This is a genomic window from Modestobacter sp. VKM Ac-2984, assembly GCF_026967985.1.
Lineage (GTDB): Bacteria > Actinomycetota > Actinomycetes > Mycobacteriales > Geodermatophilaceae > Modestobacter.
The window spans coordinates 357,678-372,746 of sequence record NZ_JAPVBJ010000003.1 but is presented as its reverse complement, the minus strand read 5'-3'; the positions used below and the strand labels follow the sequence as shown (position 1 = coordinate 372,746).

Sequence of the window (15,069 nt, the reverse complement as noted above, 5' to 3'; positions counted from 1 at the left end):
CTACCCGCGCCGTGTGACAGTCCGCCGCTCGCGCGGCCGCGCCGTCGCAGGGCGGCCGCGGGTCAGCGGGCGGTGAGCCGGTCGACCAGCTCGGCGGCGGTGGAGGTGGCGTCGAACAGCGCGCCGACGTGCTCCCGGGTGCCCCGCAGCGGCTCCATGGTCGGGATGCGCACCAGGTTCTCCCGGCCGACGTCGAAGACCACCGAGTCCCACGACGCCGCAGCGACCTGACCCGGGTAGCGGCGCAGGCACTCGCCGCGGAAGTAGGCCCGGGTGTCCGACGGGGGGTGGGTCATCGCCTCGGTCACCTCGGCGTCGGTGAGCAGCCGCTGCATCGAGCCGCGGGCCACCAGCCGGTGGTAGAGCCCCTTGTCCGGGCGGACGTCGGAGTACTGCAGGTCGACCAACTTGAGCCGGGCGTCGCCCCAGCTGAGGCCGTCGCGCTGCCGGTACCCCTCCAGCAGCCGGAGCTTGGCCGGCCAGTCCAGCCGGTCGGCCAGCCGCATCGGGTCGACGGCCAGCTCGTCGAGCACCTCGGCCCACCGGGCCAGCACGTCGGCGGTCTGCTCGTCGTCGTCCCCGTTGTCGGCCACGAACTTCTGCGCCTGGGCCAGGTACTCCCGCTGCACCTCGATCGCGGTCAGCCGGCGGCCGTCGCGCAGCCGCACCCGGTGGGTCAGCGAGGGGTCGTGGCTGATCGCCTGCAACGCCTCGACCGGCTCCTCGATGGTGAGGTCCTGGCTGAGCGCCTTCGCCTCGATCATGGCGAGGACCAGCGAGGTCGTCCCGACCTTGAGGTAGGTCGACAGCTCGGCGAGGTTCGCGTCGCCGATGATCACGTGCAGCCGGCGGTAGTCGTCGGGGTTGGCGTGCGGCTCGTCCCGGGTGTTGATGATCGGCCGCTTGAGCGTCGTCTCCAGGCCCACCTCGACCTCGAAGAAGTCGGCGCGCTGGGACAGCTGGAAGCCGTCGGTGCGGCCCTCGGGGCCGATCCCGACCCGGCCGGCGCCGGCGAACACCTGGCGGGTCACGAAGAACGGGATCAAGCCGCGGATGATGTCGATGAACGGCGTCGACCGGCTCATCAGGTAGTTCTCGTGCGCCCCGTAGGAGGCACCCTTGCCGTCGGTGTTGTTCTTGTAGAGCTGGATTGGCTGGGTGCCGGGCACGCGGGCGGCGCGGCGGGCCGCCTCGGCCATCACCTGCTCCCCCGCCTTGTCCCACAGCACGATGTCGCGCGGGCTGGTGACCTCCGGCGTGGAGTACTCCGGGTGGGCGTGGTCGACGTAGAGCCGGGCCCCGTTGGTGAGGATGACGTTCGCCATCCCCGAGTCGTCGTCCAGGTCGTTGTGGTCCAGCGCCTGCGCCGGGGACAGGTCGAAGCCGCGGGCGTCCCGCAGTGGCGACTCCTCCTCGAAGTCCCAGCGCGGCCGGCGCGGCGTCGGCGCCTCGGCCACCGCCCAGGCGTTCACCACCTGGCTCGACAGCGTCGTCGGGTTCGCCCCTGGCTGCCCCGGCACCGAGATGCCGTACTCGAGCTCCGTGCCCATGACCCGACGCACGCTCATGCCCCAACCCTAGGCCGCGGCCGCTCGTCGGCAGGATGGGCCGGTGAGCACGCCACCGCTGGGACTCCTGCTGGACGTCGACGGCCCCCTCGCCAGTCCGGAGACGCGCGCCGTCGACCCGTTCCTGCTGGCGGACCTGCGGCGGCTGCTGGCCGCCGGCGTCCCCGTCGTGCTGAACACCGGCCGGTCGGTGGACTTCGTCGGCGAGCGGCTGCTGGACCCGCTCGTCGCCGCAGGGCTGCCGGACGACGCCCGCCTGCACGCCGTCTGCGAGAAGGGCGGCCTGTGGACCACGGCCGGCGTCGGGGAGGTCCACGTCGACCCGGGGCTCGCCGTCCCCGAGGTCTGCCACGCCGTCCTGGCCGAGCTGGTCGGCGGCGAGTACGGCGAGGCGATGTTCGTCGACACGAGCAAGCGGACGATGGCAACCGTCGAGGCCCGGACAGACGTCTCCGCCGCCTGCTTCGCCGAGTGGCAGCAGCGCTTCGACGCCGAACTCGCCGCACGGCTGTCGGCGGCCGGGTTGGGCATCCGGCTGGGCGACCAGCTCCGACCCGACGCGGACGGCCGGACGCCGTGGCGGATCGACCCCTCGGTGATCGCCACCGACGTGGAGTCGGTCCGGGCGGGCAAGGCGCTCGGCGCCAGCCGCGCCCTGGACCTGCTCCGGGAGGACGGCCCGCTGCCCGCCGGCTGGCACACCGTCGGGGACTCCCGCTCCGACTACGCGATGGCCGACCACCTTCACGGGCTCGGCGCCGACGTCACGCACGTCGACGTCGGCCCACGGGCGCCACTCGACCGCCCCTACCCGGTGCGCACCGTCCCCGGGGCCAGCTACGCGGCCGCGGGCGGCGCGCACCTGCGCGGACTCGTCGCGCGCCTGACCTGACGCCGGCGGACCGGGCCCGTCTCCGGGTCCGGTCCGCCGGTGCAGCGTCGTTACAGGTACTGGCCGGTGTTGGTCGCCGTGTCGATCGCGCGGCCGCTGTCGGCGCCCTTGCCGCTGATGAGCGTGCGGATGTAGACGATCCGCTCGCCCTTCTTGCCCGAGATCCGCGCCCAGTCGTCGGGGTTGGTCGTGTTGGGCAGGTCCTCGTTCTCCTTGAACTCGTCGACGCAGGCGTTCATCAGGTGCCCGACCCGCAGGCCGCCGACGCCGGTCTCCAGGCGGTCCTTGATCGCCATCTTCTTCGCCCGGTCGACGATGTTCTGCAGCATCGCCCCGGAGTTGAAGTCCTTGAAGTACAGGACCTCCTTGTCACCGTTGGCGTAGGTGACCTCCAGGAAGCGGTTCTCCTCCGTCTCGGTGTACATCCGCTCGACGGTGCTCTGGATCATCCCGGCGATGGTCGCCTCGCGGCTGCCGCCGTGCTCGGCCAGGTCGTCGGCGTGGATGGGCAGCGTCGTCGTCAGGTACTTGGTGAAGATGTCCCGCGCGGCCTCGGCGTCCGGCCGCTCGATCTTGATCTTCACGTCCAGACGGCCCGGGCGGAGGATCGCCGGGTCGATCATGTCCTCGCGGTTGGAGGCGCCGATGACGATGACGTTCTCCAGGCCCTCGACGCCGTCGATCTCGCTGAGCAGCTGGGGCACGATCGTGCTCTCCACGTCGGAGGAGACCCCCGACCCGCGGGTGCGGAAGATCGAGTCCATCTCGTCGAAGAAGACGATGACCGGCGTGCCCTCGCTGGCCTTCTCCCGGGCCCGCTGGAACACCAGGCGGATGTGCCGCTCGGTCTCCCCCACGTACTTGTTCAGCAGCTCGGGGCCCTTGATGTTGAGGAAGAAGGACTTCCCCTGGCTCCGGTCGGAGTCGCCGTTGAGCTCGGCGACCTTCTTGGCCAGCGAGTTGGCCACCGCCTTGGCGATGAGCGTCTTCCCGCAGCCGGGCGGGCCGTAGAGCAGGATGCCCTTCGGCGGGCGCAGCTCGTACTCCCGGAACAGGTCGGCGTGCAGGAAGGGCAGCTCGACGGCGTCCCGGATCTGCTCGATCTGCCGGGAGAGCCCACCGATGTCGGAGTAGTCGATGTCGGGGACCTCTTCGAGGATGAGCTCCTCGACCTCGCTCTTCGGGATGCGCTCGTAGACGTAGCCCGAGCGGGACTCCAGCAGCAGGGAGTCACCGCTGCGCAGCGGCTGCCCCTCCAGGGAGTCGGCGAGGTGGACGACCCGCTCCTCGTCGGTGTGCCCGATGACCAGGGCACGGCGCGGCATGCCGGGCAGCGGCTCCAGCAGCTCCTTGAGCATCACCACGTCACCGGCCCGCTCGAACCCGCGGGCGGCGACGACGTTCATCGCCTCGTTGAGCATGACCTCCTGGCCGTGCATCAACTCGGTGACCTCGACGGCCGGCGACACCGACACCCGCAGCTTGCGGCCGCTGGTGAACACGTCGACGGTGCCGTCCTCGAACCGCTCCAGGAAGACGCCGTAGCCGGACGGGGGCTGCCCCAGCCGCTCGACCTCCTCCTTGAGCGTGACCAGCTGCTCGCGCGCGTCGCGCAGCGTGCCGGCCAGCTTGTCGTTGCGCTCGGAGAGGAAGGCCGCACGGCCCTCCGCCTCGGCGAGCCGTTCCTCCAGCGCGCGCACCTGGCGCGGGCTGTCGGTGACCTTGCGTCGAAGGAGGCTGATCTCCTCCTCGAGGTAGGAGATCTGACTGACCAGGGAGGCGACGTCACGCTCACGCCGCGCTCGGAACTCGTCGGGGCCAGTGCCAGTACCGGGGCCCATCGCGCACCTCCACACACATCGGGGGGAGCCAGGACGCCAATCTATACACGCGGGAGGTGACGGCGCCGCACGCTCGGAACGGGTGCGCGGCGTGGGCCCGGACGTCATCCCCCCGACACGTACCGGCCGCGTCGGCCGAGGTGTCAGGTGGGGTGTCAGGTGGGGCGTCAGGCGAGCTTCTTGCGCCGCTGCCGCATCGGCGCGACGGCCCCCTCGGCCAGCCGGCGGGCGGTGACCAGGAAGGCGGTGTGGGCGACCATCCGGTGCTCCGGGCGGACCGCCAGGCCCTCGGCGTGCCAGGGCCGCAGCATGGTCTCCCAGGCGTAGGGCTCGGTCCACACGCCCTGGGCGCGCAGCGCCTCCACGTAGGTCGACAGCTGGGTGGTGGTGGCCACGTAGCCGATCAGCACGCCGCCGGGGCGCAGTGCGGCGGCGACGGTGGGCAGCACGGCCCACGGCTCGAGCATGTCCAGGACGACGCGGTCCACGACCTCCGCGGCCGGGTGGTCGGCCAGGTCGCCCAGCCGCAGCGACCAGTTCTCGGGCACCTCGCCGAAGAACGCGCCCACGTTGCCGCGGGCGACGTCGGCGAAGTCCTCGCGCCGCTCGTAGCTGGTGAGGCTGCCGGTCGACCCGACGGCGCGCAGCAGCGAGCAGCTCAGCGCACCGGAGCCGGCGCCGGCCTCCAGCACGCGCATGCCGGGGCCGACGTCGCCGAAGCCGACGATCTGGGCGGCGTCCTTGGGGTAGATCACCTGTGCGCCGCGCGGCATGGAGAGGACGAAGTCGGCCAGCAGCGGGCGCAGCGCCAGGTAGCCGGTGTTCGCCGAGGAGTGGACGACGGAGCCCTCGGGAGCACCGATCAGCTCGTCGTGGCTGATCGCGCCGCGGTGGGTGTGGAACTCCTTGCCCGGCTCGAGGACGACGGTGTGGTGCCGGCCCTTGGGGTCGGTCAGCTGCACCCGGTCCCCGACCCGGAAGGCGCCGTCGACCGGCTCGGGGCTCTCGGTCGGGGCCGGCTCGCCCTCGACCACCACGGGCTCGAGCGGCACGTCGGCGAGCACCTCGGTCGCGGTCGGAGTCTCGTCGGCGGGTTGCTGCTGCTGTACGTCCACGTGGGACGAGGGTACGGACGGCGGCGTGCGCCCTCGGCGCGCGCACTCGGAACTGTCGGGGGCACGACCTAACCTCGGGGCCATGTCACTGACGGCCGAGACGGCAGCGCCCGGGACGGACGGGTCCGCCGAGGCCACCCCGGGTGCCGCACCAGCACGGACGACGGCCGCGGACTCCGCCCCCCGGCGGCCGTCCCTGTCGCCCTCCCGGGCCGCGGACTTCAAGTCCTGCCCGCTGCTGTACCGCTTCCGCACCATCGACCGGCTGCCGGAGAAGAAGTCCCGGGCCGCGGTCCGGGGCACCCTCGTGCACTCGGTGCTGGAGAAGCTCTACGACCTGCCGGCCGCCGAACGCACCGTCGCGGCCGCCCAGACGCTGGTGGCGCCGGCCTGGGACGAGCTGCGCGAGGAGCCGGGTGTCGCCGAGCTGTTCGAGGTCGCCGCGGAGGGGCAGCCGGCGGAGAAGGAGAGCCTGGAGGCGTGGCTCGCGTCGGCCGGTGAGCTGGTGGAGACCTACTTCCGGCTCGAGGACCCGACCCGCATCCAGCCGCACGGCCGCGAGGAGCTAGTCGAGGTCACGTTGCCCGACGGGCTGCTGCTGCGCGGCTACGTCGACCGGCTCGACGTGGCCCCCACCGGTGCACTGCGGGTGGTCGACTACAAGACCGGCGGGATGCCGCGGGAGGCCTTCGAGGCCAAGGCGCTGTTCCAGATGAAGTTCTACGCGCTGGTCCTCTGGCGCACCCGGGGCGTGGTGGCCGCACAGCTCAAGCTGCTGTACCTGAAGGACGGCGACGCGCTCACCTACGCCCCCGACGAGGCGGAGCTGCTGCGCTTCGAGCGCACCCTGCAGGCGATCTGGGCCGCCATCGAGCGCGCGGTCGCGACCGGTGACTTCCGGGCGAACAAGAGCCGGCTGTGCAGCTGGTGCGACCACCAGGCGCTCTGTCCGGCCTTCGGTGGCACTCCCCCGCCCTTCCCGGCCGACGCTGCGGCCGCCGCAGGCTGGCGCACGGCCCTGCCGCTCGCCGCCAGCGACTGACCGAGCGTCCCGGGCCTGGTTCGATGCGGTCGCTGTAATGACCGGCATCGAGCCAGTCAGGCCGTCGTGGGCGCCAGGTCCCGCAGCTCGACCAGTCGACGCAGCTCGGCGACGGTCAGGTCGACGAGAGACGACCGCAGGGTCAGTCCCGGCAGTGGTTCCAGTGACTGCAACGAGGGCACGCCGAGCACCGTGGCACCCGAGGCCAGCCCGGCGGTGACCCCGACCTGGGAGTCCTCGATGACGACCGAACCAGCCGGGTCCACGCCCAGTGACCGCATCGCCTGCAGGTAGGGCGCGGGGTCGGGCTTGCGGGCGGGCGCCTCGTCCCCGCAGACGGTCAGGTCGAACGGCGAGCTCCCCAGGTCCCCGGCGATCTGGTCGATCACCAGGGTGGCGATCCGGCGCGGCGTCGTCGTGACCAGTGCGGTGGCCAGGCCGGCGTCCCGCACCGCGACGAGCAGGTCCCGGGCGCCGGGGCGCCACGGCATCCCGCGGCTGGTCATCAGCACGGCGGTCTGCTCCTCGACCCAGCCGGCGTCGGTGCGGCGCTGCTCCTCGCTGCGCTCGATGCCCAGGTCGGCGTAGAGCACGCCCATGGCCACCCGCATCGACGTGCCGACGGTCTGCTCCCGCGCGGCGGCGGAGAACACGCCGCCCAGCTGGACGGCGAGGGCGGCCATCGCCTCGCCCCACAGCTCCTCGGTCTCCACCAGCGTGCCGTCCATGTCGAACAGCACCGCCTGCAGTGACTGCATCGATCCGGACGGGTCGTGCTCCGAGGTCACCGACACCCCTCGAGTCTAGGGAGGAGGGGGTGTCGGGACCGATCAGGCCGGCTCGGTGCGGACCAGGGTCGCGAAGGCGATGACGTTGTCCTCGTAGCTGCGGGCCGAGGAGTCGAAGTCGCCACCGCAGGTGATCAGCCGCAGCTGCGCGTCGGGGGTGTTCCCGTAGGCGGCGATGGTCGGGAAGTCGTCCTTGGGGTGGCGCTCCACCCGGTCGACGGCGAACACGGCGACCGTGCCGTCGGCGCGGGCCACCTCCACCTCGTCGCCGGGCTGCAGCGCACCGAGGTCGAAGAAGACCCCGGGCCCGTGTTCGGCCGAGTCGACGTGCCCGAGGAGGACCGCCGGGCCGGTGGCGCCGGGAGCCGGGCCACGCTCGTACCAGCCGGCCTGGTCGTCCGGGCCCAGCGGCGGCACCTCGACGGTGCCGTCGTCGTTGAGGCCCAGGCGCAGCAGGTCGCTGCTCACCTCGATGCTCGGGATGCTGACCGACACCGGCTGGGCCACCTGCTCGTCGGAGGCCGGGACCGCGGGCTCAGCAGGTGCAGCCACCGAATCGGACGTCGACGGGGCGGGGGTCCCCGTGGCCGTCGAGCTCTCCCCCTGGCTGGGAGCGGCAGCCGGCTGCGGGGCCTGCTGCTGTCCGCTCACCGCCACCACGACGGCGACGACGGCGACCACGACGAGCGCGACGGCCAGCGCCGTCCACGTCCGTGGGCCGGGCCGACGGCTGCTCTGCTCGCTCACCGGGGGTCCTTCCGAGTGGGTGGGTGGGGGCCGGGTCGCGCGGGGAGGTCAGCCCTCCCCGCGCGACCCGGAGCCGGATCAGGCCTGCTCGGCCTGACGACGGCGGTAGGCGATCGCACCGGCACCCGCGGCACCGGCGGCGGCCAGGACGCCGACGCCGATCACGGCGGTGTTCTCGGTACCGGAGGTGCTGCCGGCACCGGTCTCGGCGCCACCGGCCGGCGTGGCACCCATCTGCGCCACCTCGAGCGCGCCACAGGCGGCGGGGGCGGTGGCCTCCATCGGCAGCGACGGGTCGAGGTCGCTCATGACGTCACCGTCGTAGGCACCCGAGCCGTCCTTGTCGATGCCGTGCACGACCAGGACGGCCGTGCCCGCCTCGAACGCCGCGTGGACGTCGTCGGTGACCTCGAAGGTCCGCTCGTAGCTGATCGTGCCGTCGTCCGCGGTCGGGAAGCGGTCGATGGCCAGGCCGCTGTCCGGGCTGGTGTCGCCGGTGGTGGTCAGCGAGGTGCCGATGGCGCCGTAGTACTTGGCGGCCTCGGTGACGCTCACGAAGCCGTCGCCGTCCGCGTCGTCCGCCAGGTCGTTGGTCGGGCACTCGCCCAGGGCGCCGATGTGGAAGTGCTGGGCGTGCGGCGAACCGGCGAGCAGCCCGGATGCCTCGACCATCACCGTGGCCGTGTTGCCGTCCAGCGTGACCATGCCGGTGCCGCTGACGCCGGACTGGTTCACCGCGCCGAGGTCGGCCTGGTAGCTGGTGGCCCCCTCGTGGGCGAAGGCGGTGCTCATGGTGAGCAGCGGGAACGCTGCGGCGGCGATGGCGATGGCCGGGAATGCGTGTGCCTTGCGCAAGGTGTGCTCCTCGTGATCGGAGTGCCGCACCCACCGTGAGGTGGAGCAGCGGACGGCGGCTGACACCGCTCGTCCGGTCTGTCGGCGGGCGCATCGTCGCCCCCGCCGCGGAACAGGTCTGTCGACCCCGGACAGCCGGCGGATCCCCCAGCGGGGATCACCCCGCTGTCGCGCTGACCACCCTGCATTCGGAGGGTGGTGCCGGATCGGTTCACTGCGCCCCGAGAAACTTCCTGAGGCCGGGCTCTGCAGCGGGTGGGAGTCCGGGCCTCGTCCGCGCGGGGACAGGGCCGGACCAACCGGAAGAGCGGTCGCGGACGAAGTACGGGCATGACTGTTCTGCGCGCCCTCCCGATCGCCGGTCCGCGTCCCGGGCCGGTGCTGCTGGTGGGGGTGCTGACCGTGCTGCTCCTGGGCGTCGGGGCGCCTCCCGCCCGGGCACACGACGCGCTCGTGCGCAGCAGCCCGTCGGCCGGCGCCGCCGTGCCCACGGCCCCGTCCTCGGTGGAGCTGGAGTTCAGCGGGACGCCGCTGCCGCTGGGCACCGAGGTGCTGGTGCTCGGCCCGGACCGCGCCGTGGTGTCCACCGGCGCCGCCGGGATCCAGGACACGACCGTCACTCAGTCGCTGACCGCCGAGCTTCCCGCGGGGGGCTACACCGTGCAGTGGCGCAGCACCTCCTCCGACGGGCACCCGCTCACCGGCACCTGGGACTTCACCGTCGCCGCGGGGAGCACGCCCGCGCCGGGACCCGTACCCGCAGCGGTGGCAGCCGCGCCGGCCGACCCCGCGCTCCCGGTCGGCTGGCTGGTCGGTGGCGTGCTGGCCCTCGGGGCGGCGGCTGCGCTGGTCCTCGGTCGGCTGCGCAGCCGGCGGTGACCAGCACCGTGGTCCGCCCGGACCAGGAACTGAGCGCGCCGGAGCGGCCTCGGTCGCGGGTGCCGGCGGCCACGGCTGCGGTGGTCGGCCTGGTCGCGGTCCTGGGCTGGGCGATCGTCGTGGGCAGCGGCCCGGCGGCTCCGGCTGCCTCCGGGCTGCGCGAGGCAGGGCTGCTGGTGGAGTGGGGTGGGCCGGTGGTCACGCTGGCCGGCCGGATCGCCGCGGTCGGCACGGTGGGCACCCTGCTGTTCGCCGCCGTCCTGCTGCCCGCGGGGGCCGGTCACCCGACCCCACAGGCGGGGCGCGCCGTGGCGTCGGCATCGGCGTGGGCACTGGCCTGGGCGGTGGCGACCCTGCTCGGCGGCCTGCTCACCGTCAGCCGGCTGGTGGGCGTGGCCCCGACCGCGCTGGACGGTTCCTCGGTCCGGGTGTTCCTCCTCGACACCGGCGCCGGCCGTGCCGTGCTGCTGGTCACCGGGATCACCGGAGTGCTCGCGGTGGCGGCCCGGACCGGCACCGGCCGCGGGGGTGCGCGGCTGCTGCTGGCCGGTGCGCTGGCCGCGCTGGTCGTCCCGGTGGTGCTCAGCGGGCACTCCTCCGCCGCCGAGGACCACCTGGTCGCGGTGACCACGCTGGCCGTGCACGTGGTCGCGGCGAGCCTGTGGGTCGGCGGGCTGGGCGCCCTGCTGCGGTACGGCCGGGGCGCGCCGGCGGCCGCCGGGCGGTACAGCGCGGTCGCGCTGGGGTGCTTCGGGGCCACCGCGGTCTCCGGGGTGCTGGCGGCCGGCGTCGTCCTGGGCGGAGCCGGGGCCGTGGTCGCCGCCCTGGGCACCGGTTACGGCGTGCTGTTGCTCGGCAAGACGCTGGGGCTGACCGTCGTGGGCCTGCTGGGCTGGCAGCACCGGCGGCGCACCCTGCCGCAGCTGCGGGCGGGGCGGCCGGGCGCCTTCCGGCGGCTGGCCGTCGTGGAGACGGCCGTGCTGCTGGCGACCGTCGCGCTGGCGGTCGCGCTCGCGGCGTCCCCTCCCCCGGTCGCCGCTGCGGTGCCGTCAGCCACTGCGGCACCGGCGGCCGCGGACCCGATGGCCGGGCACGACCACGGCGAGCTCTCCGTCGGCGTCCTGGTCGACGAGGACCGCTTCCACGTGGCCGGCCCGGTCGCCGCCGGGTCGCGGGTGACCGTGCACAACGCCAGCGGTCAGCCGGTGACGATCACCGCGGACGACGGCTCGTTCGACGTCGCCGTCCCCGCCGGCACGCTGCTCACCTTCCCCGCACCCGACCAGCCGGGCGAGTACCGGTTCACCAGTGCCCACGCAATGACGTACACCGACGTCCTCGTCGTCGAGTGACCCCGGCCCCGGCGCCAGCACCGGGGCCGGGGTCCTTCACTCGTCCTCGGTGCGGTAGCCGAGGTTGGGCGAGAGCCACCGCTCCGCCTCGGCCACGGTCCAGCCCTTGCGCCGGGCGTAGTCCTCGACCTGGTCGCGGCCGATCCGACCGAGCACGAAGTACCGGGACTCCGGGTGGGCGAAGTACAGGCCGCTGACCGCCGCCCCCGGCCACATCGCCATGCTCTCGGTGAGCTGGATGCCGGTGGCGGCCTCGACGTCGAGCAGCTCCCAGATCGTCTGCTTCTCGGTGTGCTCGGGGCAGGCCGGGTAGCCCGGCGCGGGGCGGATGCCGGCGTACTTCTCCGCGATCAGCCCGTCGGCGTCCAGGTGCTCGTCGGGGGCGTAGGCCCAGAACTCGGTGCGCACCCGCTCGTGCAGCCGCTCGGCGAACGCCTCGGCCAGCCGGTCGGCCAGCGACTCCAGCAAGATCGCGTTGTAGTCGTCGTTGGCCTTCTTGAACTCGGCCACCTTCTCGGCCGACCCCAGGCCGGCGGTGACGGCGAAGGCGCCCACGTGGTCGCGCAGCCCGGTCGCCCGGGGCGCGACGAAGTCGGCCAGCGACTTGCGCGGCGACCCGTCCCGGCCCTCGGTCTGCTGCCGCAGCTGGTGCAGGGTCGCCCGGACGGCGGTGCGCGACTCGTCGGTGTAGATCTCGATGGAGTCGCCGTCCACCTGGCTGGCCGGGAACAGCCCGAACACACCGCTGGCGCGCAGCCAGCGCTCGGCGACGACCTGGTCGAGCATCGCCTGGGCGTCCTCGTACAGCCGGCGCGCCGCCTCACCGGTGGTCGGGTTGTGCAGGATGTCGGGGAACCGGCCGCGCATCTCCCAGGCGTTGAAGAACGGCTGCCAGTCGATGTACTCGCGCAGCTCGGCGAGCGGGTAGTCGGCGAAGCTCCGCACGAACTGGGTGGCCACCCCGTGCCGGTGGTCGCAGCTCGGCCCGGCGCAGACGTCCTTGGTCTGCTGCAGCAGCATCCGGGGCCGCGGCGGGTGGTGGGCGCTCCAGTCGATCGGGGTCGCCGCCGCGCGGGCGGTGGCCAGCGGGAGCAGCTTCCGGGTGTCCTGCCGGGCCGCGTGCCGTTCCCGCAGCGCGGCGTAGTCGGCGTCGGTCTGGGCGAGCAGCGCCGGGCGCTGCTCGTGCGACAGCAGCGCGGCGACCACCGGCACCGACCGGGAGGCGTCCTTCACCCAGATCACCGGGCCGGAGTACTTCTGCGCGACCTTCACCGCGGTGTGCGCGCGGGAGGTGGTGGCCCCGCCGATCAGCAGCGGGATGGTGAAGCCCTGCCGCTCCATCTCGGTGGCCAGGTTCACCATCTCGTCCAGCGACGGGGTGATCAGCCCGGAGAGCCCGATGACGTCGGCGCCCTCGGCCTTGGCGGCGTCCAGGATCCGCTGGCCCGGCACCATGACGCCCAGGTCGACGACGTCGTAGTTGTTGCACTGCAGGACGACGCCGACGATGTTCTTCCCGATGTCGTGGACGTCGCCCTTCACGGTGGCCATCACGACCTTGCCGTTGCTGCGCTCGACGTCGCCGGGCTGCTTCTCCGCCTCGATGAACGGGATCAGGTAGGCCACGGCCTTCTTCATCACCCGCGCGGACTTCACGACCTGGGGCAGGAACATCTTCCCCTGCCCGAACAGGTCGCCGACGACGTTCATGCCGGCCATCAGCGGCCCCTCGATCACCTCGATGGGCCGGCCACCGCGGGCGCTGATCTCAGCGCGCAGCTCCTCGGTGTCGCCCTCGACGAACTCGTCCATCCCCTTCACCAGGGCGTGGGTGATCCGCTCCCCCACTGGCAGGGACCGCCACTCCTCGGTGGCGACCTCCTTGGCCGCCCCGTCGCCGGCGAAGTCGGCCGCGATCTCCAGCAACCGCTCGGTGCTGTCCGGGCGGCGGTTGAGGACGACGTCCTCGATCCGCTCGCGCAGCAGCTCCGGCACCTCGTCGTAGACCTCCAGGGCGCCGGCGTTGACGATCCCCATGTCCATGCCGGCGGCGATGGCGTGGAACAGGAAGACCGCGTGGATCGCCTCGCGGACGGGGTTGTTGCCGCGGAAGGAGAAGGAGACGTTCGAGACGCCACCGGAGACCAGCGCGCCGGGCAGGTCCTGCTTGATCCACCGGGTGGCCTCGATGAAGTCCTGCCCGTAGGTGGCGTGCTCCTCGATGCCGGTGGCCACGGCGAAGACGTTCGGGTCGAAGATGATGTCCTCGGCCGGGAACCCGACCTCGTTCGTCAGGACGTCGTAGGCCCGCCGGCAGATCTCCTTGCGGCGCTGCAGGCTGTCGGCCTGGCCGTCCTCGTCGAAGGCCATCACCACGACTGCGGCGCCGTACTTGCGGCACAGCCGGGCCTGGGTGACGAACTCCTCCTCGCCGTTCTTCAGCGAGATGGAGTTGACGATCGCCTTGCCCTGGACGCACTTGAGCCCGGCCTCGATGACCTCCCACTTCGAGGAGTCGATCATCGTCGGCACCCGGCAGATGTCCGGCTCGGTGGCGACCAGCTTCAGGAAGCGGTCCATCGCCGCGACCCCGTCGATCATCCCCTCGTCCATGTTGACGTCGATGACCTGCGCACCGGCCTCGACCTGCTGGCGGGCGACGGCGAGCGCGGCCGGGTAGTCGCCGGCCTTGATGAGGTTGCGGAAGCGGGCCGAGCCGGTGATGTTGGTCCGCTCGCCGACGTTGACGAACAGGCTGTCCTCGGTGACGGTCAGCGGCTCCAGTCCGGACAGCCGCAGCGCCGGGGCGACCTCGACCGGCGTCCGCGGCGCCCGGCCGGCGACCGCACCGGCGATGGTGGCGATGTGCGCGGGCGTGGTGCCGCAGCAGCCGCCGACCACGTTGACGAAGCCGCTCTCGGCGAACTCCCCGACGACCGCCGCGGTCTCCTCCGGCGACTCGTCGTACTCCCCGAAGGCGTTGGGCAGCCCGGCGTTGGGATAGCAGGAGACGAAGGTGTCCGCGATCCGGGAGATCTCGGCGATGTAGGGCCGCATCTCCGCCGCGCCCAGCGCGCAGTTCAGCCCCACCAGCAGCGGCTTGACGTGCCGGACGGAGTGCCAGAAGGCCTCGGTGACCTGCCCGGAGAGGGTCCGCCCGGAGGCGTCGGTGATCGTGCCGGAGATCATCACCGGCCAGCGGCGGCCGCGCTCCTCGAACAGCGTCTCCAGCGCGAAGACCGCCGCCTTGGCGTTCAGCGTGTCGAAGATCGTCTCGATCAGCAGCACGTCCGACCCGCCGTCGACCAGCCCGTTGGCCTGCTCCAGGTAGGCCTCGACCAGCTCGTCGTAGCTGACGTTGCGGGCGCCGGGGTCGTTGACGTCGGGTGAGATGGACGCCGTCCGGCTGGTGGGGCCGAGCGCACCGACGACGTAGCGCGGCTTCTCCGGTGTGCTGACCGCGTCGCAGGCGGCGCGGGCGAGCCGGGCGGAGGCGACGTTCAGCTCGTAGGCGAGGTCGGACATCCCGTAGTCGAGCAGCGAGATCCGGGTCGCGTTGAAGGTGTTGGTCTCTATCAGGTCGGCGCCGGCCTCGAGGTACTCCCGGTGGATGCCGCTGATGAGCTCCGGGGCGGTGATGCTGAGCAGGTCGTTGTTGCCCTGGACGTCGGTGGGCCAGTCGGCGAACCGCTCGCCCCGGTACCCGGCCTCGTCCGGCCGGTCCCGCTGGATGGCCGTGCCCATCGCCCCGTCGAGCACCAGGATCCGCTGCTCGAGCAGGGTGGTCAGCGCAGACGAGGCGTCGGGGCGGACGTGCGGGGAGACAGGCACAGGCAGTCCTCGGTCGTCGATCGGGCACGGTCACGGAGGCGTCCGGCGCCAGGGCCCTGGCAACTCCGACGGGCAAGCGACCTCGTCGTCCTCGAACAGCGCCCCCATCGTCTCACTTCCCTCCTCCGCCCGGATGCACCTCGGGGGCCCGGGCCGCCG

The 15,069-nt window shown here is 72.9% G+C and carries 11 protein-coding genes; 4 read left to right on the top strand and 7 right to left on the bottom strand.

Annotated features, from left to right (window positions below; all coding sequences use genetic code 11):
- Positions 1-62: 62 nt before the first annotated feature.
- Positions 63-1,568, bottom strand: coding sequence for a depupylase/deamidase Dop (dop, locus tag O2W16_RS08880; protein WP_269158454.1), 1,506 nt, complete (start codon positions 1,566-1,568; stop codon positions 63-65).
- Positions 1,569-1,611: 43 nt separating this feature from the next.
- Between dop and O2W16_RS08875 the strand changes: the two genes are divergently transcribed.
- Complete coding sequence (locus O2W16_RS08875; protein ID WP_269158453.1) at positions 1,612-2,460, top strand: hypothetical protein; 849 nt, start codon at positions 1,612-1,614, stop codon at positions 2,458-2,460.
- A 50-nt stretch (positions 2,461-2,510) separates the two neighbouring features.
- Here O2W16_RS08875 and arc read toward each other — a convergent pair whose 3' ends face one another.
- Both arc and O2W16_RS08865 read right to left on the bottom strand, forming a co-directional pair.
- Entirely contained in the window at positions 2,511-4,301 is a 1,791-nt protein-coding gene (arc, locus tag O2W16_RS08870) for a proteasome ATPase (RefSeq protein ID WP_269158452.1), read from the bottom strand.
- Positions 4,302-4,468: 167 nt separating this feature from the next.
- Positions 4,469-5,416, bottom strand: a complete 948-nt coding sequence (locus O2W16_RS08865) for a tRNA (adenine-N1)-methyltransferase (protein WP_269158451.1) — start codon at positions 5,414-5,416, stop codon at positions 4,469-4,471.
- Positions 5,417-5,498: 82 nt separating this feature from the next.
- Here O2W16_RS08865 and O2W16_RS08860 point away from each other — a divergent pair, with 82 nt between their 5' ends.
- The gene (locus O2W16_RS08860) at positions 5,499-6,458 is read left to right on the top strand and encodes a RecB family exonuclease (RefSeq protein ID WP_269158450.1); all 960 of its coding nucleotides are present in this window, start codon (positions 5,499-5,501) and stop codon (positions 6,456-6,458) included.
- Positions 6,459-6,514: 56 nt separating this feature from the next.
- Here O2W16_RS08860 and O2W16_RS08855 read toward each other — a convergent pair whose 3' ends face one another.
- From O2W16_RS08855 to O2W16_RS08845, 3 genes are all read right to left on the bottom strand, one after another.
- Positions 6,515-7,252 (bottom strand): HAD family hydrolase, encoded by a 738-nt coding sequence (locus tag O2W16_RS08855; RefSeq protein ID WP_269158449.1) that lies wholly within the window; start codon positions 7,250-7,252, stop codon positions 6,515-6,517.
- Positions 7,253-7,288: 36 nt separating this feature from the next.
- Entirely contained in the window at positions 7,289-7,993 is a 705-nt protein-coding gene (locus O2W16_RS08850; protein WP_269158448.1) for a class F sortase, read from the bottom strand.
- A gap of 78 nt (positions 7,994-8,071) precedes the next feature.
- Positions 8,072-8,848: a hypothetical protein gene (locus tag O2W16_RS08845; RefSeq protein ID WP_269158447.1), complete on the bottom strand. Its 777-nt coding sequence runs from the start codon at positions 8,846-8,848 to the stop codon at positions 8,072-8,074.
- Positions 8,849-9,178: 330 nt separating this feature from the next.
- Here O2W16_RS08845 and O2W16_RS08840 point away from each other — a divergent pair, with 330 nt between their 5' ends.
- Both O2W16_RS08840 and O2W16_RS08835 read left to right on the top strand, forming a co-directional pair.
- Positions 9,179-9,727, top strand: coding sequence for a copper resistance CopC family protein (locus O2W16_RS08840; protein ID WP_269158446.1), 549 nt, complete (start codon positions 9,179-9,181; stop codon positions 9,725-9,727).
- The gene (locus O2W16_RS08835) at positions 9,724-11,079 is read left to right on the top strand and encodes a CopD family protein (protein ID WP_269158445.1); all 1,356 of its coding nucleotides are present in this window, start codon (positions 9,724-9,726) and stop codon (positions 11,077-11,079) included. The genes O2W16_RS08840 and O2W16_RS08835 overlap by 4 nt, the downstream gene beginning before the upstream one ends.
- A gap of 36 nt (positions 11,080-11,115) precedes the next feature.
- Here the strand turns inward: O2W16_RS08835 and metH are convergent, their stop codons facing one another.
- Entirely contained in the window at positions 11,116-14,910 is a 3,795-nt protein-coding gene (gene metH / locus O2W16_RS08830; protein ID WP_269158444.1) for a methionine synthase, read from the bottom strand.
- Positions 14,911-15,069 lie beyond the last annotated feature (159 nt).

What these genes read in the sequence shown, in the direction of transcription:
- O2W16_RS08860 (WP_269158450.1), top strand. Translation starts at nt 5,499, where the DNA reads ATGTCACTGACGGCCGAGACGGCAGCGCCCGGGACGGACGGGTCCGCC.
- O2W16_RS08840 (WP_269158446.1), top strand. Translation starts at nt 9,179, where the DNA reads ATGACTGTTCTGCGCGCCCTCCCGATCGCCGGTCCGCGTCCCGGGCCG.
- arc (WP_269158452.1), bottom strand. Translation starts at nt 4,301, where the DNA reads ATGGGCCCCGGTACTGGCACTGGCCCCGACGAGTTCCGAGCGCGGCGT.
- dop (WP_269158454.1), bottom strand. Translation starts at nt 1,568, where the DNA reads ATGAGCGTGCGTCGGGTCATGGGCACGGAGCTCGAGTACGGCATCTCG.